Below are 24,970 nucleotides of genomic sequence, written 5' to 3' on the forward strand. Positions count from 1 at the left end.
AAACCCCCGTGAGACACTCAATCATGACTCACACTGACATTCGCCAAAGAGCGATCGAACTGATTCAACAATTGCCACCCGAACGGCTCAATGATGTCGTTCACTGGCTCGAATCGCTCAGTTCAACTGATGAAACAGCACTCATCGAAATTATTCAACGTCGGCTCCCTCCACACGAACAGCAACGACTCAATGAATTACGCGATCGCAGCGAACAAGCTCTACTCAATGAAACCGAGCAACAAGAATACATCACCTACGCCGATCGACTAGAACAGCAGAACGTCGATCGGCTAGAAGCTCTCATCAAACTTGCCAAACTTAGAAACATTGATGTCCCAACCCTAAATCAACAATTTTGTGTAGAGCCTTATGCCTCCTGAGTCTGAACGAGTTTCCGCTGCCTTGGTGCTATGAATCTACGTCGTTTATTGATAACAATTGGACTTCATCTACCTTGCAATCAGAATCCTGAAAGCTCACTTTTTTAAAGACTGCGATCGAATCCCGAATGCTGACCGTAAGCGATAATGAAATCAACTTGTAAAACGTGATCGTTTGTTTCCATGCTTGCCAAACCTGTATAAGTAATTTATTCACAAGAGCGAGATCGAAAGTTATTTATCTTGGATAAAACAATGCAAATTACAATCGAGATTCCTGACATCCTGGGAAATCAGCTACAAACCAACCCAGGAAATTTAGAGCGAAAGATGCTCGAACTTTGCGTTATTGAAGCTTATCGAAACGCATGGATTAGCTCAGGCAAAGCGAGAGAACTCCTTGGATTTTCAACGCGGTTGGAACTTGATGCTTTCTTCAAGCAGCGAGCGGTTGATCTCAATTACGATCTGTCTGATTTAAAGAAGGATCTAGACACGCTAGAAACCCTTCAATCAGAAGGTAATCTAGCTACACCATGATCGTTATCTCTGACACTTCCCCTCTTTGCTATCTCTTACTGATTGATTTGATTGACTTACTCCCAGAGTTGTACGATCGCATCGTAATTCCCGAAATAATTCGAGATGAATTAGCCGCCCCCAAATCTCCTGCAATTGTTCAAGCCTGGATCGCCCAACCTCCAAGCTGGTTAGAAATCAGAGCAGTTACAACCTCAAACACTCTGTCCGCTGATGCACTTGACCCAGGAGAACGAGACGCGATCGTATTAGCTGAAGAACTGCAAGCCGACTTAATTCTCCTTGACGATCAAGCTGCAAGAGCGGTTGCGACACAAAGAGGCTTAGCGATCGTAGGAGTTTTAGGCATCTTAGTCAAAGCAGGTCAACAAGGAAAAATTGATTTTCCAACTGCGATTTCTCGACTGCAACAAACAACCTTCCGTGCTTCTGCGAGTCTAATCCAAACATTAATCGATCAATTTGAACAGCTGTAAAACCAATGGCTCTCAGAGAAAGCCAACTGCAACAAATCCCGATTGCTCGTTGGATGAATTGAAAATATCAATTTCTTCAAGAGCTTGCTTAAGACGTTAATGCGATATCGCGTAGATTAAGAATTCGCCAGATGAACACCGCACTGGCTTAATTTCGTCACCCAAAGGTCTAAATCCGAATCAGGAATACTCGATCGCATTCTTTCTCGAATTTCTTCTGCTTGCGATCGCGATTCCGCCAAAGCAAACACAGTCGATCCCGACCCAGACATCATCGTTCCAATCGGATTAAACTTCGCAAACTGATCTCGGATCTGTTGAATTTTCTCAAATTCTGGTAACACGACCAATTCCAAATCGTTGTATAAGTGCTGTCCGATTTGTTTGAAATCATGATGAGCGATCGCATTGAGCATTTCTCTCGATCGCGCTTTCTTCGCTTCAATCTCTGATGGCGATTTTGGATAAGTGCCACCAAACTTTTGCCGATAGGTTTTGTACGCCCAAGGGGTCGAAACAGGCAGATCCCGATATTTGGCTAAAACAACATAGAGATGATCCAAACTGGTCAGCGGTGCAAGCTGCTCTCCTCGTCCCGTAGCCAAGGCTGTCCCGCCTGAAATGCAAAATGGAATATCCGATCCGAGTCTGGCGCTAAGTTCTTGCAGTTCCCACTGCGTTAACCCCAAATTCCACATCAGATCAATTCCAACCAAGACTGCAGCCGCATTACTCGATCCGCCTGCCAAGCCTGCCCCCATCGGAATCCGCTTCTGCAAATCAATTTCCACACCGCCGAATCGAGCAGCCATTTCAGGAAATTCTTGCATCATCAATTCTGCGGCTCGGTATGCCAAATTTGTTTGATCGACCGGAACTGCCGGATGATCGCAGTGAACCCGAATTTGATCCGTGCCGATCGCGCGAACTGTGACTAAATCCGCCAGTTCAATGCTTTGCAGCACCATGACGAGTTCATGGAAGCCATCGGGGCGATCGCCCACAATTTGCAGATAGAGATTAATTTTAGCGGGAGCAACGAGAGAATACGATCGCATAAGATTCGCTGAGTCAGACCTATACCATTATCGGGATTGTAGGGACACCTTCACACCAATAATTTTTTACGGGTGTTTCCGTAAACTCTCCCAAACAGTTGAAAACAGAAGCAATCGCAACAGCAGTCATCTTGATTTACGTAGAACAATGAAAACAACATTCCTGAAAAAAGTGCTTGGTCTATTTGGATTCGCAGTGATTGGACTAATGGTTGCCGTAACGTCAGGGTATGCCCAAGATCTGCCCATGGTTGGATTTCTCTTTTCAGGTCGAAGTGTTGGCAATACTGGTCAAGCAACCGTTCCACTCGTCGGAATTCGCTACACAGGTGAATGTCCCGGCGAACAAGTGGCTTCTGCGCGATCGCGATTTTACTCAAAGACAACTCGCCCTGCCCCAGAACTTCGGGCAGTCATTAGAAATGTGACGTTTGGATTTCCGGGAGAGACGAAACCGTTTACCGATCGAGAATATTTCAACGGAGATGTTTCAGAAGATTTTGATATCCGATTTGGGGATGAGCACAAAGGTCGATTTCTAGCTGTACGCCCTGGAGAAAATCAGTTTGAATACGAAATCAAACGGGGAAATCAGGTACTTGAATCAGGCGGGTTTACAGCCTCATTTGAAGAAAGAACGATCGAGCAAAATCGCAGCGCTCGAAACGTTTGGCGCGAGAAAAAATACTGCCGAAGATATGACAAGAAAAAGAAACGTTGCATCGATGAAGATGTGCACGGTTACTATGAGCGCACGTGTGGGCAGTAAATCATTAAGTGAGATCAATTTACGAGTGAGTTGTATTTTGGCTTCGCTCAACATGAGAGATCTGCTATCAAATTTCTTGCCAGGTTGAGCGAAATTCAAGCCGTTCGCTAGGGACAAATATCAACTAACAAAGGCATTGCTCAATGTCACCCATTCTTCCACGCTCAAATCTTCGGCTCTTGCTTGAGGATTGAGATTCAAACGCTCAAGCAATTGATTCAACTCTTCAACCTCAATTAAGCTCTTCAAATTGTTCCGCAGCATTTTCCGCCGACTTGCAAATCCTAGTTTCACAAGCGTCTCTAATTTTCTCGGATCATTTGCAGGAAGCTCGATCGCTCTTGGCTTCAGACGAATCACTGCCGAATCGACTTTCGGAGGAGGTGAAAATGCCTTTGCTGGCACATCACAGATAAATTCTGCATCTGCCAAATACTGCACCCGAATCGATAATGCTCCGTAATGACTCGAATTGGGATTCCCGCAAATTCTTAACGCCACTTCTTTTTGAAGCAGCAAGACGATCGATTCAAAAGGCTGCGGATTCGGAGCCGCGATCGTACCTAGCAACTTTTCGAGAATTGGACCTGTAATGTTATACGGAATATTAGCAACGACTTTTCGAGGCTGCTGAAATGCTGGAAAAGGCTCTAATAATTCATCAATATCGAGTGTGAGAAAATCGCCTTGAAGTAAGACGAAATTCTCAAATTGCCCAAACTTTTGAACTAAAATCGGGCACAAATCTCGATCAATTTCAACCGCAACGACTGCCTGAGCTTGCGATAATAATTGCCGCGTTAAAATCCCCGTTCCTGGCCCAATTTCTAAAACGCGATCGCTTTCGTTCAATTCAGCGGCACTGACAATTTTGGCTAAAGCTTTCTCACTCTTTAGCCAATGTTGCCCAAACTGTTTTCTCGCTTTTGGCACGTTATTCCGGTAATCCTAATAGTTCACCCGAACCTGGAACGACTGTTCCAATTCTTGATGGTTTCAACTCGTGAGTTGTGAAAAATTCCAAAGTACGATCGACACTTTCTTCTGGAACAATCACAACATAACCAATCCCCATATTAAAAGTATTAAACATGGCATTGGGTGCAACATTGCCCTGACTCGCTAACCAATGAAAAATCGGTAAAATTTCCCAAGCATGGGGATCAATTTCAACCGTTTGATTGGGCGCTAAACAGCGCGGCAAATTCTCTGGCAAACCGCCTCCCGTAATGTGCGCCATGCCATGAATCTCAATTCCGGCTTTCAATGCTGCCAAGATCGGTTTGACATAAAGCTGAGTCGGTGTGAGTAAAACTTCACCTAAAGTCGCACCGCCCAAATCACTCGGTCGATCGCTCCAATCAAATCCACGATCGACCACGATTTTCCGTACCAAACTAAACCCATTGCTATGAACGCCTGAACTCGCAAGCCCGATCGCGACATCGCCAACTTTCACACGCGAGCCATCTAAAATTCGGCCCTTTTCAACAATGCCAACACAAAATCCAGCCAAATCATACTCATTCGGCTGGTAAAAACCGGGCATCTCCGCCGTCTCGCCCCCCATCAGGGCACATCCTGACAACTCACACCCTTGGGCAATTCCATCCACGACATCGGCAAGCTGATCCGGTAGCAATTTTCCCGTCGCCACATAATCGAGGAAAAATAATGGTTCGGCTCCACAGGTCAACACATCGTTCACACACATCGCCACTAAGTCAATGCCAACCGTATTGTGAACATCGAGTTGATGTGCCAATTTTAGCTTCGTCCCAACTCCGTCCGTTCCTGAAACTAAGATCGGCTCTTGATATCCAGACGGTAATTGAAATAACCCGCTGAATCCACCTAAGCCTCCTAAAACCTCAGAACGATAAGTACGCTTGACAGAATCGCGAATGCGATCAACAAACGCCCGTCCTGCTTCAACATCAACTCCTGCTTCCCGGTAATCCATGAACCTGCGCGTGAATCTGCAAAACAACAGCATACCTCACAAAATGTATGAAGTTATCGTAAAGTTATCGTGAAGCTGAAAAATCCTCAGCCTGCCTATAAATCCCTAAAAGCCTTTGTATGCAAGACCTTCGTCTTTTGTCAGAATTTGAAGCTAATATGAAGTTTCATTTCGCACTGATAGCACCCTGATCCCCTGGGTAAAAACTTCATGCTAGTCTGTTGCAGTTCTGAACTCAGGAGTGAACACGGAGCGAGTACGAGTTAGCACAGCTTAAGTTGTGTCAGTTGGCAGACCGCCACATCTCGGACTCAAGGTTTGAAGTGAATCTCATATAGGATGTATGAACCAAAAATTGATTAGCGGATTGACTGCCGCGTTACTGTGTTCCAGTACGGTCGGTGTGACCGCCGCCCTTGCGGAGTCCACCCAGGCAGCCAGCCAAGGATCGAAAGAGTCTACTGAGGCTCCCCGACCGTCTTCTCCAACCGTGGTGAAGATGGGCGAAGAACAAAAAGTCGGTGAACAGCTGACCCCCCAAAGCCAGGAATCGATCGCGAAGATTCATTCGCACGAAATCTCTGGGCGTAAAGCCGCTACCCTCTATGTCCGTAATATTCCCGTTGTTACGTTTCTAGGTCAGTCCCGGATTTCCTCAGACGAAGTGAAAGTCGGTGAGGTTGCTGACTCCTCTACCCAAGCCGCGAAACTGAAATACGGTGCGTCTAATTCCCAAGTTGATACTCGCACTCCATCGCGCCAGAATTCCTCTGCTGATCCAGTTAGAAGAGCCACTGAGATCGCAGCAAAATTAAACCAACTCCACCGTGACGGTATTAACGCAGATCAAATCACCGTCCGATGGAACGAACAAAAGTCCGGCGATCGATTTGTGATCGAGGCAAATAAAAAAACGATCGTCGCGGTCGATCCAGAAACGATTCTGCCAAACTCAACGCGCGATCCTGAGCAAGATGCGCTCCAGGTTGCAAATCGTCTCCGCCGATTGCTTGGAAATGCAGAACCCCTGCGCCAAGTGTCGAATCGTCCGCAACGTGCTCCTCAAGAAGTGGCTCTCGGTCCCATTCGGTTCCGCTCTCAGGGGATGGCGTCTTGGTATGGACCTGGCTTTCACGGCAATATGAGCGCGAGTGGTGAAGTGTTCAATCAGAACGCGATGACCGCGGCTCATCGAACTTTGCCCTTTGGTACGCTGGTGCAAGTAACCAATTTAGACAATGGTCGAACAGTGACAGTGCGGATTAACGATCGTGGACCGTTCTCCGGTGGTCGCGTGATTGATTTGTCTGCAGGTGCGGCTCGTGTGCTCGGATTAGTTCAAAGCGGCGTTGCTCCCGTTCGCCTTGAAGTTCGAGACAGAATTGCAGGAAATTAGAAGTTTAGGACATTCGGATGGGTGAATTGTTCACTCCTGTTCAATGCTGCAATTGAAATTTCGCGGTTGATTTGCAGCACCCATCTATGAATTTCTAGATTGAGTTGATTTTTCTGAGTACAGACTCTGATCCTCTATCCTCGCTGAATCAGTGAGGATGGAGGATTTATCCTCACTGATTTCCTACACCTACAGGTGATTCGGCTCAATCATGGGTTAGCCCTTTTAGTTTGATGTCTGCATTTAGCCCTTTGCTCTGAATCAAAACCTCAAATCCACCTAATCCCATTGGATTCATCAGTTGATGCAATGCGTCGCGGCGCTGCAATCGATTTTGTAAATCCTCGCTACTGGTCGGTTCGGTGAGAGTCAATTGCGATAATCGATCGCCCAAGCCTAACGCCATTAAAAATAAACCTTGCTGAGTTAATCCCACAGTCTGCAATCCTGACAATTCTCCCTGTAATTGCAGCGCCGTGAAATTCACATGAGCCGTAATATCTTGTTCTCCCACATATATATATGGATCGTTGTGATGGCTATGTTGGTAGTAGCATTGCAATGTTCCCCCTGATCGCATAGGATTGTAATACCGCGTCGCTGAATATCCATAGTCGATCGTTAAAACGAACCCAGATTTTAGCCGTTTCGCAATCGCATCCATCCAATCGAGCGCAGCTAAATTGACTTCGGTTCGATATCCCTCTGCATAGCCAGAAACATCAACGCCCACAAACTCAAAATACTTCGCTAATCTCTCGCTTGAAAGCTCAGCGATCGTTTCACTGAATCTGTTATCGATGAGTTCAACATAAATTTCTTTCAGTTGATGATCCTGAACCGTCACCAAATGTACTGGAAAGGCATCGACTAATTCGTTGGAAAAGAAACATCCCACGATCGACGATTCTGGAATATTCTCGATCGTCGTCCAATCAATACGTGCGCCTTTTTCAATCCAACGTCCTAATCGCTGCCGCTGTTCAATCACATGGGCTGCCGACTTCTCAAGGATTAAATAAGACAGCGCAGAAAAACAATCTAAATCTCGGCGCTCTAGATATCGCAAAATATCCACAGCCAGCAATCCTTGACCCGCACCCATTTCCACTACAGTGAATGGATTCGGCTGACCCAAGACCTGCCACATGTCGATCAACTGTTCCGCCAGCAATTCCCCAAAATCAAAAGACAAATGGGACGAAGTGAAAAAATCACCCTTCGCCCCAATTTTCTCGCGCTGTCGCGTGTAATAGCCCAATTGCGGGCAATACAGCGCAAGATCCATAAATTCGGCAAACGTTAACCGTGAACATCCGCGAATTCGCTGCGATATTAAATTGTAAAGAGGACTCGACTCGTCCAAAGATTGATTGTCCTGAGCAAACACAATTCACCTGAATACTAGAAACGATCGTCTTTCACTCTATTGCATTTTTTAGCTGGCTACAGTAGAGTATCTGTACTAAATCGCTATCTAAACTGAAATCTAGGATTCAGGAAGGAGGGATGCACGTCCACTAAAAATCAAAAACTGCACCACACTCCGCCTAGGGTTTACGCTTTTGCCAAAGCAGGTTCTTCTGCTGCGACATTCGTTGTAGCCTGCGGAGCATCAAATGCTACGATGAACTTCGCGTTTGGACGGGTCTGAGTCAGAACCTTCAAATACGAATCTGCATCGTTACGACGACGGAACCGAATGACAACCTGACGTTGGAGGTCAGAAGTCAACTGATATACAACCCAGGGAGTTAGCTGCTCTTGGTACTTCATAATTCAACCGTGGAGAATAAGGGCGTTACAAGAAATGAACAATCACTCGAATTAAGCTTAAGATCCGGTTTTGGAGAGAAACGCTACATCTAGGGGTCGCGCTTCAGTTCACATACTATTGATAGCGTCTAAGTTGAAAAAAGTCAATCTTTTTGCTGCAAGAGCGTCTGTCCGTGCATTCGCTCAGTGTTATTGCTGAAATTGGCGGACGAGTGGCTAGAATGGAGCACCATTTCACAGCAGAGTAGGCAAAGTAGAAAAATCTCCTACTTTAGTCGAATAGCCAAACGCTCTCACAGAAGTATAGATTGTTAATTCAGATACGCTACAAATTCTACGAAACTCCTCGATCGAATCCTTGAACTCATTAGAGTGCTGCGAGCCATAGAATCGCCTGAAATACATCCCTGAAAGCTACTCCAGCATACGCACTAGCTGAGTCTCTAGCAGGAATATCCGTATACAGACGAAAATAAAGTCACGCTTCTCAAACAATATCCAGCACTGAGCTGTTGACGGAAACTGATTTTGGGTTGCCTCCGTGTGAGCACAGAACGAGATTAAAAAAAGTTTATTGAAAGCTTAAAATCTAGCCGCAACTCATACTAGCTTAAAATGAAGCATTTGAGGACATCATGTTGTGTTTTATCAAACGCGATACAGAATGCAACAAAAAAGGCAGGTTCGTTACCTGCCTGGAGTTGATGAGGTCTGGGCAAGGAGTTTAGCGATCGACTGATCCCATAATGATGTCGATACTACCGAGAATCGTAACGATATCTGCCACCTTCATGCCCTTGACCAAGTAGGGGAGAATCTGCACGTTGTTGAAGTCTGCTGCCCGAACTTTGAAGCGCCACGGGAAGATATGATCCTCTCCCATGATGAAGACACCCAATTCGCCTTTGCCGCTTTCGAGTCGAACGTAGTGTTCTCCTTTGGGGATCTTGAATGTCGGTGCGATCTTCTTACCAATGAATTGATAATCGGGTCCATTCCAGTCAGATTTGGGACCTTCGAGCATCCGCTTCGCTTCCAAATTCTCAAATGGTCCACCTGGCAAGCCTTTAATTGCTTGTCTGATGATTTTGACGGACTCACGCATTTCGCGAATCCGCACTAGGTAACGCGCAAAGCAATCTCCTGCGGTTTCCCAATGCACATCCCAATCTAGCTCGTCATAGCGCTCGTATTTGTCAACTTTCCGCAAGTCCCAGTTCACGCCAGAGGCGCGCAGCATTGGACCGGATAAGCTCCAGTTAATAGCATCTTCGCGAGTGATGACTCCAATACCATCGACACGACGACGGAAGATTGGATTATCAGTAATCAGCTTCTCGTATTCATCGACTTTCGGCATGAAATAGTCGCAGAAGTCTAAGCACTTATCCACCCAACCGTACGGCAGATCCGCAGCAACACCGCCGATTCTAAAGTAGTTGTGGTTAACCATGCGGTAGCCTGTTGCTGCTTCCCACAGGTCGTAGATCAGTTCGCGTTCGCGGAAGATGTAGAAGAAAGGAGTTTGTGCGCCGACATCTGCCATAAACGGACCAAGCCACAGGAGGTGATTTGCGATCCGGTTCAATTCCAGCATGATCATCCGGATGTAGCTGGCGCGTTTCGGAACGGGGATCCCAGCGAGTTGTTCGGGAGCATTGACCGTGATGGCTTCGTTGAACATGCCTGCCGCGTAGTCCCAACGGCTAACATAAGGCACGAACATAATGTTGGTACGGTTTTCGGCGATTTTCTCCATGCCGCGATGAAGATAGCCAATGACAGGTTCGCAATCGACCACGTTCTCGCCGTCGAGCGTGACGATTAAGCGCATTACCCCGTGCATGGAGGGGTGATGCGGACCCATGTTGAGAACCATGGGTTCTGTTTTGGTTTCGATCATTGCCATCGGTGTTCTGCCTCTCGATTCACAGATTTTGGGAAAAGCTTAGATTTCGGGCTTTTGGGCGCTTGTTGCACTTTTTTAATTATAGAGAATCATGCCTCTTCGTGCGGTTTGGAATCAATTTTGTCAGGATTCAATTTACACTTAGACCCGGATAGAATTAAGTCGATGGCGCAGTGAGCGCCCTTTGTTTTCATGACTTTAGATTTTCACCATATTCCAGTTTTGAGTCGCGAAGTGATCGAAGGTTTGGCGATTCAAAGCGGTGGACATTATTTGGATGCAACGGTTGGTGGTGGTGGGCATAGTGCGTTGATTTTGGCAGCGGCGGATGCGGTGCAGTTAAGCGCGATCGACCAGGATGAAACTGCGATCGCGGCAGCAAAAGCGAAATTAGGCGATCGTGTTACGTTCTATCACGAAAATTTCTCAGAATTTGATCCCGGTGATACACGATTTGATGGAATTTTGGCGGATTTGGGTGTGAGTTCGGTTCAGCTGGATGTGGCCGATCGCGGGTTTAGTTTTCGGCAGGAAGCGGCACTCGATATGCGGATGGATCGCAGGCAGGAGTTGACAGCTGCTGAGATTGTGAATCATTGGGAAGAGTCGAAGCTGGCTGATATTTTTTACACCTATGGCGAGGAGAGACTGTCGCGGCGAATTGCCAAGCGAATTGTCGAACAGCGACCGTTTAAGACGACGACGGAATTAGCGGATGCGATCGCACACTCCGTTCCGAAGCAATATCGATATGGTCGAATTCATCCGGCAACTCGCGTGTTTCAAGGATTGCGAATTGCAGTGAATCGAGAACTTGAGGTGTTGGAGACTTTGATTGCGAAAGCTCCGATGTGGCTAAAACCAGGCGGGCGGATTGCAATTATTAGTTTTCATAGTTTGGAAGATCGGATCGTTAAGCATCGACTGAAAGAGTCGGAACTTTTGACAGTACTCACAAAGAAGCCGATTATTGCCCAGGAGGATGAGATTCGGGAGAATGTCAGATCTCGATCGGCGAAGTTGCGAATTGCAGAGAGGAAAGCGATCGACCATTAATTGTTCTAGTTCTTCCTCGTCTCAGGCTTTAAAGAGTTTGATAGACTCAGATCTCTGCCAAACTCTTTAATTTTTTGATCATGCTTGAGTTCATTCGCTCCGATCTGGCTGAATTTGCGGCATATAACACGCAGCATACAGATAATTCACATCTGGATCATCCCGATCGCTTAGATGTGAATGAAAATCCATACGATCTCCCGGATGAACTCAAGCAAAAATTAGCCTGGACTTGGCAAAATGAAATCGAGTCCAATCGATATCCAGATGGCGGATATTTAGCGCTGAAAGATGCGATCGCGCAATACGCTGGAACGCAATTCACCAACTCAAATATTTCAGTGGGCAACGGCTCAGATGAATTGATTCGCTCGATTCTGATGTGTACTTGTTTGAATGGCGAAGGGTCGATTCTCGTTGCCAATCCAACGTTCTCCATGTATGGAATTTTGGCGAAGACTTTGGGAATTCCAGTGGTGAGTGTGGATCGTTCTCCTAAGAATTTCGAGATTGATTTGCAAGCGGCTCAGAATGCGATCGATACTCAAGCGATTCGTGTTGTTTTTGTTGTTCATCCGAATTCGCCGACAGGAAATGCGCTGACTTCTGCCGAAATTGCCTGGTTAAAAAGTCTGCCGCAAAACATTCTAGTTGTGATTGATGAGGCTTATTTTGAATTTAGCCAGACGACTTTGGCGGATCAATTGCTGGAACGCCCGAATTGGATCATTTTGAGAACGTTTTCTAAAGCATTTCGATTAGCAGCGCATCGGGTTGGATATGCGATCGCGCATCCTGAAATGATTGAAGCGTTAGAGAAAATGCGTTTACCGTTCAATTTGCCCAGTTTCTCGATCGCTGCGGCGCGGTTGGCTTTGGCAGAACGCGATTCTCTTTTAGAAGTCGTGTCAGAGATTTTAGAACAAAGAGCGATCGTTTATCAAAAACTCGAACAACTGCCAAATCTGCAACTTTGGCAGAGTGCAGCAAACTTTATTTACGCGCGATCGAGTCATGATTTAGAGCAATTAACCGAACAATTGAGACAGCAAAGAACGATTATTCGGCATACAGGTGGCGGGTTGCGGATTACGATCGGAACACCGGATGAAAATGTACGCATGTTCGATCGACTCAAGAATGCTCTGACCTAGCTCAATTTCTATGCGAGTCATTAGTCGAAGCACCCTGAGAAAGTTTTGGGAGAAACACGCGAATGCTCAGACCAGTTTGCTAACTTGGTATGAGCGTGTGGTGTCGAACTCGTTTGATACCTTTGTTCAAGTCAGAGAGGTGTTTCCTTCTGCGGATTTAGTCGGAAATTTTATCGTCAATATTGGTGGTAACAATTATCGATTAATCACGTACTTGGATTATCGGTTTCAGATCATTTTTATTCGAGCAGTTCTGACTCATGCAGAATACGACGAGGAGGATTGGAAAAATGACGACTGGTTTGAAGATGCCGAGTAGTTATTATATGCAATTGATTAATGCGTTTCCTCCTCGTCCGATTACTGATGATGCGGAACTGTTAGCAACGCAAGCTCGGATTAATGCGATTCTGGATCGCAGTCCTTTGACGCAGGATGATCAGGATTATCTCAAGGTTTTAGGGACGCTAGTTTATGAGTATGAGGAAAGGACGGAAGTTTTTCCAAGGCTGACGGGACTTGCATTGCTTAAGTTGCTGATGACGGAGATGAATTTGCTGCCTCAAGATCTAGTGCCGATTTTGGAAGATGAATCGATCGTAGATGGGATTTTAAGCGGTGCAGTTCAACCCTCGAAGCTTCAAGTGCAACAGTTAGCGACGTTCTTTCGGGTGTCTCCACAATCTCTAGAAATGCGATCGCGAGTGTAAGAAATGCGATCGCGCTTTGTTTCAGATGCGATCGCTTTGTGGCGTGAAGCGATCGTTCCATTAAAAACAGCAAATGAATGAAAAAGTAACGAAATTCAGCAGTCTCGATTGCAAGTTTGCCTACGTCCTAGATAATAGGTCTGGTGACTTGCGCCTCTTGTATTGCTTATGAAGTTCCGTTCTTTTCAAAACCTTGTTTTTGCGATCGCTGGCGTTCTCTTATCAATTGGAGTCGTTAGCTTTGTCTGGATTTTTGCTCAAAGTCCACTTGGCTTATTCCAAGGCAGTCGGCTCAATGCACCGACTGCTGCGATGTTTGTTCCAAAACAAGCGCCAGTGCTGGCATCGCTCTTAGTGAATCCAGATCAGTTAGAAACATTGCGTCAATTGTCCGCAAAACCAGGAGATCGAGCTGCAACACGCGCCGAATTTGAACAATTCAAACAAGGAGTTTTAGGAAGTTCGGAACTGAACTACAAGCGAGATGTGCAGCCCTGGTTAGGCAATGAAGTGACGGCTGCAATTACAACGTTAGATATCGATCGCGATGAGACAAACGGCAAAGAAGCTGGATATTTACTGGCTTTAGCGACGAAAGATACTGAGCGATCGAGAGAATTTCTGCAATTGTTTTGGCAGAAACGGGCAATTGCTGGAACTGAATTAGTATTCGATGCGTATCAAGGCACAAAAATTATTTACGGCAAGATTGAATCAGAGTCGGTTCCCATAACGGTTGCAAGTGCGGTTGTGGGTCGCCAGTATGTTCTGTTTGCCAATAGTCCGAAAGTGCTGCGGGATGCGATTAATAATGTGCAAGCTGCGGAATTGAATTTAGAAAATTCGAGTCAGTATCAAGCAGCGATCGCGGCGCTCGATCGAGGACGAATTGGAGTTGTGTTTGCAAATTTGCCTGAACTTGCAAAGCTCAATGGTAAAGAACCTCCAACTGCTTCCACGGCTGCAATTTCGCTGAGCTTGGATCGCAAAGGATTAGTTGCAGAAACCGCGATCGTGCGAGACGGTGAGACATCCAAATTGAGCGATAAAGCAGTTGGCGCATTGAATTACATTCCTGCGATGGCGTCAATTTCTGCTTCTGGGATCAACCTCAATCAATTATGGTCAGGACTTTCAAGCGAGAGCAGCTTGACAAAGCTAGTTAATTCTCCGGTTGATACTTTAGGTCAGCGATGGAACCTCAATTTACCGAAAGATATTTTTAGTTGGGTGACCGGAGAGTATGCGCTGGCTTTGATTCCAGATTCTGATTGGGTGTTTGTGGCAGAGAAGACAGAAGGAGCCGAAAGCGCGATCGCGCATTTAGACGAATTAGCTAAAGCTCAAAGAATCAGTACAGGTACGATTGATGTCGGCAATCAGTCTGTTTCAGTTTGGACGAAGTTCTCGTCGGGTGCGGCAACGAAGAAAATTGAAGCAGATGTAGTTGGAGTACATACTACGATCGGGAAATACGAAATTTTTGCAACTTCCATCAATGCGATGAATGCGATCTTGACGGCGCAGAACAATACACTCGCCAACAGTCAAGAATTCACAAATGCGATCGCTGGATTACAAAAAACGAACACGGGTTATCTCTATATCGATTGGGATGCAGCACAGCCGATTTTAGAGAAGCAATTGCCAATTTTGAAAATTGCTGAATTAGCAGGTGGATCGATTTTTGAGCACTTGAAATCACTGACGATTAGTAACTATGGCAATCGATCGGGTATTCAACGCGGCGGTGTTTTCGTGCAATTAAGTTGAAGCAGCCTTGGAGATAAAAATAAGGGTGTCGGCTCAAAGAAAAGCTCGACACCCTTATTTTTTCAATCATTCTTGCGTTCTAGTTCATCATTCCGCTGAAAAACTCGATCGTGCTTTTCAACGCTTCAATAAACTGATCAATCTCTTCGTGAGTATTGTAAAAATACAAGCTAGCTCGCGCTGATCCAGGAGCATTCAACAATCGATGCAAAGGCTGTGTGCAATGATGCCCGGATCGAATCGCAATGCCTTCGTGATCGAGCAGAGTCGAAAGGTCGTGAGGATGCAATTCTCCAGCCGTAAAGGATGCTAAAGCCGCTCTGCCTCGACCCCGTGCATCTGGCTTAGTTCCATAAATCCGCAGATTCGGAATCTCAGCCAACCGTTGGAATAGATGCGCTGTTAACTCTTCTTCGTAAGCATGAATCTTATCCATGCCAATGTTCGTTAAGTAATCAACGGCTGCACCTAAAGCGATCGCTTCTGCAATCGCCGGAGTTCCCGCCTCAAACTTATGCGGCAAATCTGCATAAGTCGAATGATCCAAGTACACATCCGCAATCATTTCACCGCCGCCGAAGAACGGAGGCATCGATCGCAGAACGTCTAACTTGCCATACAAGAATCCGATCCCAGTCGGTGCACACATTTTATGCCCCGATGCGACGAGCCAATCACAATCGATCGCCTGCACGTCAACTTGCATATGCGGCACAGCCTGACATGCATCAATTAAAACTCTCGCCCCAACTTTGTGAGCTTCTGTACAAATCTCATGAACCGGATTAATGCATCCCAAAGTATTCGAGACATACACCACTGAAACCAGCTTAGTCTTCTCAGACAGCAATGATTTGAAATGCTCAAAATCAAGGCCCTCTTCTTCATTCAGTTGGACATGCTTAATCACCGCACCTGTTCTCGCAGCAATAAGTTGCCAAGGCACAAGGTTACTATGATGCTCCATCACCGTCAGAATGATTTCATCGCCTGCCTGCAAGTTATTCAAGCCCCAAGCATACGCCACGATATTGATTGCTTCACTTGCATTGCGCGTGTAAACAATCTCTTGCCGTGATGCTGCATTCACAAACGCTGCTACCTTATCGCGTGCGCCTTCATAAGCATCAGTCGCTCTCGCACTCAGCGTATGTGCGCCACGATGAACATTTGCATTGTCATGCTCGTAGTAATGACGCAACGCATCGAGAACCGCGATCGGCTTTTGTGAAGTCGCGGCATTGTCGAGATAGACTAACGGCTTATCATGAACACGCTCATTTAGAATCGGAAAGTCCGATCGCACTTGAGCAGCGAGGGTTTTTTCTTGCAGGAAAGTCATGGTTAGGTGTGTTGGGAACGAATAAACGTAGCGAGTCGATCGCGCAAAGACTCAACGGGAATTTGATCAATTACTTCAATGGCAAACGCATAGGTCAACAATTTCCGAGCCGATTCGTGATCAATGCCTCGACTCTGAAGGTAAAAGACTTCATCTTCTTCGAGCTGGCTGACGGTCGCACCATGAGCGCATTTCACATTGTCTGCAATAATTTCTAGCTGTGGCTTCGTATCAACTCGTGCTTTCGGAGAGAGCAATAAATTTCGGCTGAGCTGTCTCGCATCGGTTTGCTGAGCCGCTTGAGGAACGAAGACTTTGCCGTTGAAAACAGCATGAGCACGATCGCTAACAATCGTCTTATTCACCTGATTTCCGACCCCATAAGGTCTGCTCAGAGAAAGCAAACTGTGCGTATCCCCAACGCGATCGCCATCTAGCACAGTCAAGCTATTCAACGTTGTTTCAGTTTGCTCCCCGGTCTGGTAAATCTCTAGATTATGTCGAGCAACCTTGCCGCCGAAGTGAACTGCGGTACAGGAATAGCGAGAATCTCTTGCCTGAGAAACAGCCGTTTTGCCAATGTGAAACGCAGCGTTACTATCTCTCTGAACTCTAGTATGGCGAATTTCTGCGTTTTCCGCGATCGCGATTTCCGTAACGGTATTGGTGAAGTATGCGCCCTCGGTTAAGGTGACAAAATCTTCAACTACTGTTGCGCGGCTGCCTGTTTCCGCAACGACTAAGCATCTTGGGTATTGAGCCGTTTCGCTTTGAGTTGAAACATAGAGAATATGAATCGGCGCTTCAACGTCCTGATTCTTCGGAATAAACGCGATCGCGCTATCACTCAAATTTGCTGTATTTAATGCAGTGAAAACTTCCTCTCCACCAGGCAATTTTGCCAGATGATTTTTGATGTCTGGAATGAATTCTGCAACGTTTGCGAAGTTACTCACGACAACGCCATCCGGCAAGTCGTCTATCGCAGAAAGATCAGGAGCAAAAGCACCATCGACAAAGACTAAGCGCGAATTCACGGCTTCTTTCAGCAGAAAAGCTTCAATTTGCGGATAGCCTAAGCTTGCAGGTTCAGCAGATTTTAAGCTGAGAGAAAGTAACCCAGATAAATCTGTGAATCGCCATTCTTCATCACGAGTCGAGGGAATTGCTCGATCGTGAACAATCACAGCAGCGCGATCGCGGATGTCCTGCAATTCGGGTGCAAGATTCGATCGCAGTTTGAGCAAATTGGCGAGATATTCAGCCCGATCAACTTTCGGGACTGTCCCTAAATTTCCAACTTCGGGAACGGTTGAGACTTCAATCATCATGCACCTACCGCTTCACCTTCTACAACCCAGTCGTATCCTCTTTCTTCAAGCTCTAGCGCTAATTCTTTTCCGCCGCTTGTGAGAATCCGCCCATCTGCCATCACATGGACAAAATCAGGTGTGATGTAGTTCAGTAACCGCTGATAGTGCGTAATCATTAGCACTGCATTCTCTGAAGTCTTGAGCGCATTGACACCCTGCGAAACGACTTTCAACGCATCGATATCCAATCCAGAGTCAATCTCATCCAAAATGCCTAACTTCGGCTCTAACAAAGCCATCTGTAGGATTTCATTGCGCTTTTTCTCCCCGCCTGAAAATCCTTCGTTAACACTGCGAGTGAGAAAGCCTGCATCCATTTTCAATAGCTCAAGCTTAGAATGCACGATATCGTCAAAGTCAAATGCATCTAGCTCTTCTAAGCCTTCCTGTTTGCGCTTTGCATTGTAAGACACTCGCAAGAAATCCACATTCGTTACGCCTGGAATTTCAAGCGGATACTGAAACGCGAGAAATACGCCAGAATTTGCGCGTTCGTGAGGTTCAAGCTCGAATAAATCTTTTCCTCGAAACAGAACTTCTCCACCCGTTACGGTATAAGCGGGATGTCCTGCCAAAATTTTAGAAAACGTACTTTTCCCCGATCCATTCGGGCCCATAATCGCGTGAGTCTCACCAGCTTTAATTTCGAGATTCATTCCTTTTAAAATCGGAGTCCCATCAATCTCAGCCGTGAGATTTTTAACCGACAGAATCACTTCACCATTTTCAACAATCATTCGCTCCCTCCTAACTGTGCCCTATGCCAATTAATATTCGGCGCGATCAGGAGCTTCAAAACTTGACTAACCTCGATCGCTAAAGTTCAGCAGAGCAAGGGTGTCCCACTCTGCTGAATCGATTTTCTTAACCCACGCTACCTTCTAGCTTGAGGCTGAGCAGCTTATCTGCTTCGACTGCAAACTCCATCGGCAATTGGTTAAAGACATCCTGACAGAAGCCGCTAATCATCATTGAAATTGCGTCTTCTGGAGAAATGCCGCGCTGAGCAAAGTAAAACAATTGGTCTTCGCCAATCTTAGAAGTCGAAGCTTCGTGTTCGACTTTGCCCTGATTATTCTGCACCTGGATGTAAGGGAACGTATTCGCTTGAGCGCGATCGCCAATCAGCATCGAATCACACTGCGAATAGTTCCGCGCTCCAGTTGCTTTCGGTGAAATTTTCACCAAACCGCGATAGCTATTCTTCGACTGACCCGCCGAAATCCCTTTCGAGATGATCGTGCTGCGAGTATTCTTGCCGATGTGAATCATTTTCGTACCCGTGTCAGCTTGCTGATGATTGTTCGTCAAAGCAACCGAGTAGAATTCACCGACAGAATTATCGCCGACTAAAACACAACTTGGATATTTCCAAGTAATCGCAGAACCCGTCTCCACCTGTGTCCAAGAAATCTTAGAATTCTTCCCTTGGCACAATCCACGCTTGGTCACAAAATTATAGATTCCGCCTTTCCCGTCTGCGTCTCCTGCATACCAGTTCTGAACAGTCGAATATTTAATATCCGCATCGTCCAGCGCCACTAATTCGACAACTGCTGCATGAAGCTGATTTGAATCGTACATCGGTGCAGTACAGCCTTCGAGATAGCTGACTTGTGCGCTTTCTTCCGCCACAATCAAGGTGCGCTCAAACTGTCCCGAATCGCCATTATTGATGCGGAAGTAGGTCGAAAGCTCCATCGGACATTTCACGCCTTTCGGAATGAAGACGAATGAGCCATCACTGAACACTGCCGAATTCAAAGCAGCAAAGTAGTTATCGCCAACGGGGACGACGCTACCCAGATATTTTTTCACCAGCTCTGGATGTTCCCGCACTGCTTCTGAAATCGAGCAGAAGATTACGCCATCTTTTGCCAGCTTCTCTTTAAAAGTCGTTGCGACAGAGACACTATCAAAAATCGCATCGACTGCCACATTACTGAGCCGTTTTTGCTCCGAGAGTGGAATTCCAAGCTTCTCAAACGTCTCCAGCAATTCGGGATCAACCTCATCGAGGCTTTTCTTCTTCTCGCTGACTTTTGGAGCCGAGTAGTAAATGATGTTTTGATAATCGATCGCGGGATATCCCACCGCCGCCCAATCTGGCTCGGTCATTTTCAACCATTGCCGATAGGCGCGCAACCGGAAGTCCAGCATCCATTCCGGCTCTTCTTTCTTCGCAGAAATCAAACGAACTACATCTTCGCTCAATCCACGTGGAATTGTGTCGGATTCGATGTTGGTGACGAATCCGTATTTGTAGGGTTGGTTAACGAGCGTTTGAACAGTTGCACTCATGGTTGAATTTATCGATCGTGTTCTCTGAATCGGATCTTTTTAAGGAGGGACGAAACCGCCCCTGGGTGCGACCTAGATGTTACTCGTAGCTTTACGAATCTCATCAAAGGTAATGTCTTGCTTCTCTCCGGCAAAATCGTTTTCGGGCGTGAGGAACAACATACAGTGACACTCTTTGCGTTCTCGCATTGGGACACAGGGGCAATTCCAGTACGCCGCCGCGACTTCTGCTTCTTTGTCTTCGTAGTGACGACAGGGGCAGAGTGGCGATCCTAAGTCTTCTTTATGCTTCGCGAGTCCTTCGATCACAACGGCGGTTACGCCCGGATCGATACAGAAATACGTGCCTGTGCGCTTCGCATATTGCTCGGAAAAGTGGCGCATCGCTTCAAGGTTTTTGTCTGATGCTTGTGTAGCTTGAGGGTCAGTGTTCATGAGTCAGATCAGCAGTACATTTAGAGGATCTTATTACTAAAACAACACCTGTGTTGCGTTGCGCGATCGAGAAAAGCGAGCCAGAACAGGACGAAGCAGTTTATAATTAAAACAACTTCCGTGTTGCTTAATCCTATTGTAGAGTACTTTAGCAACATTAGAGTTGTCAAAGTCGGTTAGGAATTGATGACTTGAGGCAGGAGATGACGACGATTCAGCAGCCTTCGACGAAACAAGATATCCTGCGTCACCTTTTGAAGCAGGGCGAATCGACCGCGCAAGATTTAGCAGAACAATTAAATTTAAAGCCCCAAGGAATTCGACGGCACTTAAATGAACTCGAAGCAGAAGGCTTAATTGTTCACAAAAAGATTCAGGCTGGAATGGGTCGCCCGAATTATGTGTACGAACTGAGCCGAGAAGGTCGATCGCAGTTTCCCGATCGCTATGACGAATTTGCCGTTTCTCTGCTGGGGACGTTGGCAGAGACGGTCACGAAAGATCAAATGAAATCGATCTTGCAGAAACAATGGGAACGTAAAGCGATCGAATATCGCGATCGACTCGGTTCTGGTTCTCTCGAAGAACGAGTGGCAAAATTAGTCGAACTGCGGGTCTCAGAAGGCTACATGGCAGAATGTCACACTGTTGAAACGGGTGGATTTATTCTGACTGAATATAACTGTGCGATCGCGCAAATCGCCGAGTCGTTTCCGAGTGTATGCGGACATGAGTTAGAGATGTTTGCGATCGCGCTTCCCGACTGTAAAGTTGAGCGAACTCACTGGCTTGTGAATGGTGAGCATCGCTGCGGATATTTGATTCAACTGAAAGGATAAGCAGATCGACTGCAAGATGCTGAGGTTCGTGAAGTTGAATTGCAGGTGTGAATGTGCCTCAAATTCTCAGGAGCAATCTAATCAGAGAGCAATATTTAGAGAAAGGATTAATTACGCTCGTCAAGGGGATGAACCATGAAAATCAAAGCAGTAATCTGGCAAGAAGATGATGTATGGTGTGCTTCTGTTCCAGCGTTACCAGGCTGTCACACTTGGGCAGAAAATCGTGAACAGTTAACTGAAATGCTACAAGATGCGATTCAAGGATGGTTAGAGGTAGCAAGTGAGCGAGAAGTACTTGAACCTGAGAAGCAATTAGTCGAGATTTCTGTATGAAATCTATTTCGGGGAAGATGCTTTGCAAGATTGTGGAGCGTCAAGGTTGGGTGTTGAAGCGAACGACAGGCAGTCACCACATTTATTCTAAGGAAGGAGTAGATGTGATTCTTTCAATTCCAGTTCACGGTAATCGAGATTTGCCCAAGGGGACACTGAGAAGTATTTTGAAAGATGCTGACCTGACCGAAAACGACTTAGAGTAATCCAACTTTTTATGCAACCAGATTCAGAATTTCTCACACCAGAAGAATGTCTTGAAGTGGATAAAGCGCTTTTGACTTCAAGAGATAAGTTTTCTGCACGAGTTGCGATCTACTCACTGCGATCGCTGAAACAAATCGCTCAAGCTTCAGGTAAAACGATCGCGAACCTTGACTCGACTCAAATCGAAGATTGGATCTACCAGGATGAGAGCTTACAAGGTGGAATCGACAACGAATTTAAGAAATTCTTCTCCAAACTTGTGATTGCGTCGATTAATCCGTTGAATCAAGTTGCAGCAGCGAACGGAAGTCCGATCGAAGAGCTGAACATTCAGCAAGTAGTCGCTTGGTTTGAGGCGAAAGCGAAAGCGGAGATGCAATCAAAGAATTAAGGATTGAGGGAGATATAGCGATCGTTGGCCCATCTGAGATCAACGAATACGATTACCCAATCTCGCTTGATAGTCTGAGAGAATCGATCTCCTGTGCAACCAGAAGATCGACACGCATTTTAGAACTGATACGTTGCCCAGTCTGGATTTCTCACATATTCCGTCATGTTATTAAACTTGCGGAATTCAGCTTGATGAATCCAAAACTCGTTCTCTGGATAATGATCCAGCCATTCCTGATGCAACTCATCAAAGGTCTGACTTAACTGATCGCGATCGAGATTTTCTGGCAGCTTGCCAAAATACCCCAACGTAATATGCGGCGTAAAGTAATACTGCTGCTCAATCCCAATCTCAATGAGGTCTGGATTCTGATAAATTGCCCGACGGCACTTTAAAATCCGCTCATATCCCGCACTATCCGTCGTCGCCAAACAGACCGCGATCGCGCGAGCCATCACCATCAAGCCCACCACTTGAAATCGGATCGATTCCCCCGTGGAACTCAACTGCGACTGTCGAAAACTGCTCGCCACTCGATCGCGCAACCGATCATCAAAACCTGGCGTTTCTTTTGCATGAAGATACGCCTCATTCCAGATCAAATCCGCGATCGTCAGATGAAAACTCTCAGCCGGAATCGGCACAAACATATCTGCGCCCAATTTCTCCACAATTTGCGACTGATACTGTTTCAGGGACGCATAAATGCCACGATTCTTGCCGTCCTCCGACCCTGGAGGCGTAATCACCGTGTACCCTGGAAAAGCAGTAGGTTGCCAGCCCTGCCCCGGCACAAGCTGGAACTTCGGAGACTCTTGGATATGCTGCACCTGTGACTTATACGTTTCTGGTAAAGTCAGCCGCATCACCCGATTGAGGAAAGTTTGATAATTCTCGTCCAATGTGCGATCGCCTCGCGCCGTAAATCGATAAATTAGAAATCCATTCTTAAATCTAACGGTAAAGTGTCATCTCGCTGCGAGAGAAATAAGAACTTGGAATGCCAGGGATTAACTCTAGGACTAAGGGGAGACTAAATTCGGTATGGGGATTTACTTTTATTGGGGGGAAGATAGTTTCGCGATCGCTCAAGCCGTGAAAGCCCTGAAACAACAGACACTTGACCCCATGTGGGAAAGCTTTAACTTTGATAAATTTTCCCCGGAGCAAAGCGATGCGGTCGTTCAAGCCCTTAATCAAGCGATGACTCCCCCCTTCGGCACTGGAAATCGTCTTGTCTGGCTCTCTGAGACGACGCTAGCGCAACGATGCCCGGAAGAGATGCTATCTGAACTCGATCGCACATTGACTGCTCTACCAGATACCACAACGCTGCTGCTGACAAGTTCCTCAAAACCAGACGGACGGCTCAAATCCACGAAACTTCTACAGACTCACGCCACGATTCAAGAGTTCTCACTGATTCCGCCCTGGAAAACTGAATTAATTCGGACTCAAGTGCAGCGAGTGGCGCAGGAATTTGACCTCAAACTTACGTCAAAGGCGATCGATTACATCACTGAAGCAGTCGGCAATGATACGCGCCAGCTTTACAGCGAATTAGAGAAACTGAAAGTCTTTGCCGCTGATTCTAAGAAACCTTTAGATGAATCTGCGATCGCGCCTCTGATTACCGCCAGTACGCAAAGTTCTCTGCAACTGCTCGCTGCAATTCGGCAAGGGAAAACGGCTCAGGCATTAGAACTGGTGGCTGACTTGTTACGCCAAAATGAGCCTGCTTTGCGAATTGTCAGCACTCTCGTGGGGCAATTCCGGCTGAGATTGTGGATCAAGCTCATGCTCGAATCAGGAGAACGCGACGATCGAGAAATTGCCAAAGCCGCAGAACTAGGCAACCCGAAACAGCTTTATTTTCTCAAACAAGAACTTCAATCTGCGTCACTTCAACAATTGCAACAGGTTCTCCCAATTTTGCTGGAGTTAGAATTTAGCCTAAAACGAGGTAGCGATGAGACGATCACGCTGCAAACAAAGGTGATTGAACTTTGTCAAATTTTCCAATTCAGAAAGTGATCGAAAATTTCTCACTTCTTTTCTGGTTCGCGGAACTTCTTGCAAGTAAAATAATTCAGATTATTTGTACCTCTCTTGTGTGCTACTTTGCCGGATGTCACACCGCCTTATGATGATGAATCGTGAACCCTCTTCTCTCTCTCAAATGCTGATCAAACGCTCTCTTGCAATCGGTGCCTTTTCGACGATCGCTGTTTTAGCAGGCTGGACACCGAATCTCTCCGCTCCAGTCGCAAAAATGTTTGATCAATCTGCTTTTGCACAGGAAACTGCCTTTACCCGGTACGTTCGGTCTGCGGTTGCGCTAGAACAACGCCGACTTGAACTTGAAAATCAACTGCGACAAGTCACAGGTGGCAGCGTGCCTAAAGGGGTGTGTCAAAATATCAATCAAGTGAATTCTGGTGCCCGTGATCAAGTGCGTGGGCTATGTCAGGAGTTTCGTCAAAGTTTTTATAAAATTCTTGCCAGTCAAAATCCTCAATTGAGTTTGGATGAATTCAACTCTTTCCAAAGTCAAGTCGGCAGTCGTGCAATGTGCGATCGAGTGGCTCAAGAAGCTCGACGCTTGAAAATTGGCGATATTAGCTGTGAAGGCACGAAGTAGTTTCACAAGCATTTCTTGATCAGGCTAAAAAATCGGGGTAGTGAAAACTGCCCCGATTAGTCTATGAACAGAGTTTCAACAGACAGTCACAGTTGAGATACATAGCTTCTAGCTTGCCTAATCCTGTGAATGTCGATCG

Annotated in this window: 28 protein-coding genes; 16 read left to right on the plus strand and 12 right to left on the minus strand. The window is 46.2% G+C overall.

Annotated features, from left to right (window positions below; translation table 11 throughout):
- The first annotated feature begins 23 nt into the window (after positions 1–23).
- The 3 genes from LEPBO_RS0104695 (at position 24) to LEPBO_RS0104705 (ending at position 1,399) form a co-directional block, all read left to right on the plus strand.
- Positions 24–383 carry a hypothetical protein gene (locus tag LEPBO_RS0104695; RefSeq protein ID WP_017286381.1) on the plus strand — a complete coding sequence of 120 codons (360 nt, stop codon included), beginning with the start codon at positions 24–26 and terminating at the stop codon, positions 381–383.
- A 255-nt stretch (positions 384–638) separates the two neighbouring features.
- Positions 639–923: a UPF0175 family protein gene (locus tag LEPBO_RS0104700; protein ID WP_017286382.1), complete on the plus strand. Its 285-nt coding sequence runs from the start codon at positions 639–641 to the stop codon at positions 921–923.
- A complete protein-coding gene (locus LEPBO_RS0104705) occupies positions 920–1,399 on the plus strand; it encodes a DUF3368 domain-containing protein (RefSeq protein WP_017286383.1) in 480 nt (159 codons plus the stop codon). Before LEPBO_RS0104700 ends, LEPBO_RS0104705 begins: the two co-directional genes overlap by 4 nt.
- Positions 1,400–1,515: 116 nt before the next feature.
- Here LEPBO_RS0104705 and ispE read toward each other — a convergent pair whose 3' ends face one another.
- Positions 1,516–2,457 carry a 4-(cytidine 5'-diphospho)-2-C-methyl-D-erythritol kinase gene (gene ispE / locus LEPBO_RS0104710; protein ID WP_017286384.1) on the minus strand — a complete coding sequence of 314 codons (942 nt, stop codon included), beginning with the start codon at positions 2,455–2,457 and terminating at the stop codon, positions 1,516–1,518.
- A gap of 148 nt (positions 2,458–2,605) precedes the next feature.
- Here ispE and LEPBO_RS39780 point away from each other — a divergent pair, with 148 nt between their 5' ends.
- Positions 2,606–3,226, plus strand: a complete 621-nt coding sequence (locus LEPBO_RS39780) for a hypothetical protein (RefSeq protein WP_017286385.1) — start codon at positions 2,606–2,608, stop codon at positions 3,224–3,226.
- Between the two features lie 120 nt (positions 3,227–3,346).
- Here LEPBO_RS39780 and rsmA read toward each other — a convergent pair whose 3' ends face one another.
- Both rsmA and purM read right to left on the minus strand, forming a co-directional pair.
- Positions 3,347–4,159 (minus strand): 16S rRNA (adenine(1518)-N(6)/adenine(1519)-N(6))-dimethyltransferase RsmA, encoded by an 813-nt coding sequence (gene rsmA, locus LEPBO_RS0104720; protein ID WP_017286386.1) that lies wholly within the window; start codon positions 4,157–4,159, stop codon positions 3,347–3,349.
- A gap of 1 nt (position 4,160) precedes the next feature.
- Positions 4,161–5,189, minus strand: a complete 1,029-nt coding sequence (gene purM / locus LEPBO_RS0104725) for a phosphoribosylformylglycinamidine cyclo-ligase (protein WP_017286387.1) — start codon at positions 5,187–5,189, stop codon at positions 4,161–4,163.
- 343 nt (positions 5,190–5,532) lie between these two features.
- On the opposite strand from purM, the gene LEPBO_RS0104730 reads away from it, so the two are divergent.
- Complete coding sequence (locus LEPBO_RS0104730; RefSeq protein WP_017286388.1) at positions 5,533–6,585, plus strand: septal ring lytic transglycosylase RlpA family protein; 1,053 nt, start codon at positions 5,533–5,535, stop codon at positions 6,583–6,585.
- 205 nt (positions 6,586–6,790) lie between these two features.
- On the opposite strand, the gene LEPBO_RS0104735 is transcribed toward LEPBO_RS0104730, so the two are convergent.
- The 3 genes from LEPBO_RS0104735 to LEPBO_RS0104745 all read right to left on the minus strand — a co-directional run bounded on the left by LEPBO_RS0104735 (position 6,791) and on the right by LEPBO_RS0104745 (position 10,270).
- A complete protein-coding gene (locus tag LEPBO_RS0104735; protein ID WP_017286389.1) occupies positions 6,791–7,873 on the minus strand; it encodes a class I SAM-dependent methyltransferase in 1,083 nt (360 codons plus the stop codon).
- A 269-nt stretch (positions 7,874–8,142) separates the two neighbouring features.
- Entirely contained in the window at positions 8,143–8,361 is a 219-nt protein-coding gene (locus tag LEPBO_RS0104740) for a hypothetical protein (protein ID WP_017286390.1), read from the minus strand.
- 724 nt (positions 8,362–9,085) lie between these two features.
- Positions 9,086–10,270 carry an NAD(P)H-quinone oxidoreductase subunit H gene (locus tag LEPBO_RS0104745; RefSeq protein ID WP_017286391.1) on the minus strand — a complete coding sequence of 395 codons (1,185 nt, stop codon included), beginning with the start codon at positions 10,268–10,270 and terminating at the stop codon, positions 9,086–9,088.
- 192 nt (positions 10,271–10,462) lie between these two features.
- On the opposite strand from LEPBO_RS0104745, the gene rsmH reads away from it, so the two are divergent.
- The 5 genes from rsmH (at position 10,463) to LEPBO_RS0104770 (ending at position 14,963) form a co-directional block, all read left to right on the plus strand.
- Positions 10,463–11,326 carry a 16S rRNA (cytosine(1402)-N(4))-methyltransferase RsmH gene (gene rsmH / locus LEPBO_RS0104750; RefSeq protein ID WP_017286392.1) on the plus strand — a complete coding sequence of 288 codons (864 nt, stop codon included), beginning with the start codon at positions 10,463–10,465 and terminating at the stop codon, positions 11,324–11,326.
- Positions 11,327–11,406: 80 nt separating this feature from the next.
- Positions 11,407–12,480 carry a histidinol-phosphate transaminase gene (locus LEPBO_RS0104755; RefSeq protein ID WP_017286393.1) on the plus strand — a complete coding sequence of 358 codons (1,074 nt, stop codon included), beginning with the start codon at positions 11,407–11,409 and terminating at the stop codon, positions 12,478–12,480.
- 10 nt (positions 12,481–12,490) lie between these two features.
- Positions 12,491–12,799 (plus strand): type II toxin-antitoxin system HigB family toxin, encoded by a 309-nt coding sequence (locus LEPBO_RS0104760; protein WP_017286394.1) that lies wholly within the window; start codon positions 12,491–12,493, stop codon positions 12,797–12,799.
- Entirely contained in the window at positions 12,771–13,190 is a 420-nt protein-coding gene (locus tag LEPBO_RS0104765) for a helix-turn-helix domain-containing protein (protein WP_026148423.1), read from the plus strand. Before LEPBO_RS0104760 ends, LEPBO_RS0104765 begins: the two co-directional genes overlap by 29 nt.
- 168 nt (positions 13,191–13,358) lie before the next feature.
- Positions 13,359–14,963 carry a DUF3352 domain-containing protein gene (locus tag LEPBO_RS0104770; RefSeq protein ID WP_017286396.1) on the plus strand — a complete coding sequence of 535 codons (1,605 nt, stop codon included), beginning with the start codon at positions 13,359–13,361 and terminating at the stop codon, positions 14,961–14,963.
- 79 nt (positions 14,964–15,042) lie between these two features.
- On the opposite strand, the gene LEPBO_RS0104775 is transcribed toward LEPBO_RS0104770, so the two are convergent.
- The 5 genes from LEPBO_RS0104775 to LEPBO_RS0104795 all read right to left on the minus strand — a co-directional run bounded on the left by LEPBO_RS0104775 (position 15,043) and on the right by LEPBO_RS0104795 (position 20,414).
- Positions 15,043–16,305, minus strand: coding sequence for a SufS family cysteine desulfurase (locus LEPBO_RS0104775; RefSeq protein ID WP_017286397.1), 1,263 nt, complete (start codon positions 16,303–16,305; stop codon positions 15,043–15,045).
- Between the two features lie 2 nt (positions 16,306–16,307).
- On the minus strand, positions 16,308–17,636 hold the full coding sequence (gene sufD / locus LEPBO_RS0104780) for a Fe-S cluster assembly protein SufD (RefSeq protein WP_017286398.1): 1,329 nt from the start codon (positions 17,634–17,636) through the stop codon (positions 16,308–16,310).
- Positions 17,633–18,415 (minus strand): Fe-S cluster assembly ATPase SufC, encoded by a 783-nt coding sequence (gene sufC, locus LEPBO_RS0104785; RefSeq protein ID WP_017286399.1) that lies wholly within the window; start codon positions 18,413–18,415, stop codon positions 17,633–17,635. The genes sufD and sufC overlap by 4 nt, the downstream gene beginning before the upstream one ends.
- A 127-nt stretch (positions 18,416–18,542) precedes the next feature.
- Positions 18,543–19,979 (minus strand): Fe-S cluster assembly protein SufB, encoded by a 1,437-nt coding sequence (sufB, locus tag LEPBO_RS0104790; protein ID WP_017286400.1) that lies wholly within the window; start codon positions 19,977–19,979, stop codon positions 18,543–18,545.
- A gap of 72 nt (positions 19,980–20,051) precedes the next feature.
- Positions 20,052–20,414 carry a ferredoxin thioredoxin reductase catalytic beta subunit gene (locus tag LEPBO_RS0104795; RefSeq protein WP_017286401.1) on the minus strand — a complete coding sequence of 121 codons (363 nt, stop codon included), beginning with the start codon at positions 20,412–20,414 and terminating at the stop codon, positions 20,052–20,054.
- Between the two features lie 203 nt (positions 20,415–20,617).
- Between LEPBO_RS0104795 and sufR the strand changes: the two genes are divergently transcribed.
- From sufR to LEPBO_RS0104815, 4 genes are all read left to right on the plus strand, one after another.
- Positions 20,618–21,253 (plus strand): iron-sulfur cluster biosynthesis transcriptional regulator SufR, encoded by a 636-nt coding sequence (gene sufR, locus LEPBO_RS0104800; RefSeq protein WP_017286402.1) that lies wholly within the window; start codon positions 20,618–20,620, stop codon positions 21,251–21,253.
- 135 nt (positions 21,254–21,388) lie between these two features.
- Positions 21,389–21,589, plus strand: coding sequence for a type II toxin-antitoxin system HicB family antitoxin (locus tag LEPBO_RS0104805; RefSeq protein ID WP_017286403.1), 201 nt, complete (start codon positions 21,389–21,391; stop codon positions 21,587–21,589).
- The gene (locus LEPBO_RS0104810) at positions 21,586–21,795 is read left to right on the plus strand and encodes a type II toxin-antitoxin system HicA family toxin (protein ID WP_017286404.1); all 210 of its coding nucleotides are present in this window, start codon (positions 21,586–21,588) and stop codon (positions 21,793–21,795) included. Before LEPBO_RS0104805 ends, LEPBO_RS0104810 begins: the two co-directional genes overlap by 4 nt.
- Before the next feature lie 11 nt (positions 21,796–21,806).
- Entirely contained in the window at positions 21,807–22,187 is a 381-nt protein-coding gene (locus LEPBO_RS0104815) for a hypothetical protein (RefSeq protein WP_017286405.1), read from the plus strand.
- Between the two features lie 119 nt (positions 22,188–22,306).
- On the opposite strand, the gene LEPBO_RS0104820 is transcribed toward LEPBO_RS0104815, so the two are convergent.
- Positions 22,307–23,092, minus strand: a complete 786-nt coding sequence (locus tag LEPBO_RS0104820) for an AKAP7-like phosphoesterase domain-containing protein (RefSeq protein WP_026148424.1) — start codon at positions 23,090–23,092, stop codon at positions 22,307–22,309.
- Between the two features lie 142 nt (positions 23,093–23,234).
- Between LEPBO_RS0104820 and holA the strand changes: the two genes are divergently transcribed.
- Both holA and LEPBO_RS0104830 read left to right on the plus strand, forming a co-directional pair.
- Positions 23,235–24,224 (plus strand): DNA polymerase III subunit delta, encoded by a 990-nt coding sequence (gene holA / locus LEPBO_RS0104825; protein ID WP_017286407.1) that lies wholly within the window; start codon positions 23,235–23,237, stop codon positions 24,222–24,224.
- Positions 24,225–24,318: 94 nt separating this feature from the next.
- Positions 24,319–24,831, plus strand: coding sequence for a DUF4168 domain-containing protein (locus LEPBO_RS0104830; RefSeq protein WP_144056143.1), 513 nt, complete (start codon positions 24,319–24,321; stop codon positions 24,829–24,831).
- Positions 24,832–24,970: the final 139 nt, after the last annotated feature.

Origin of the sequence: Leptolyngbya boryana PCC 6306 (assembly GCF_000353285.1) — a bacterium.
Taxonomy (GTDB): domain Bacteria; phylum Cyanobacteriota; class Cyanobacteriia; order Leptolyngbyales; family Leptolyngbyaceae; genus Leptolyngbya; species Leptolyngbya boryana.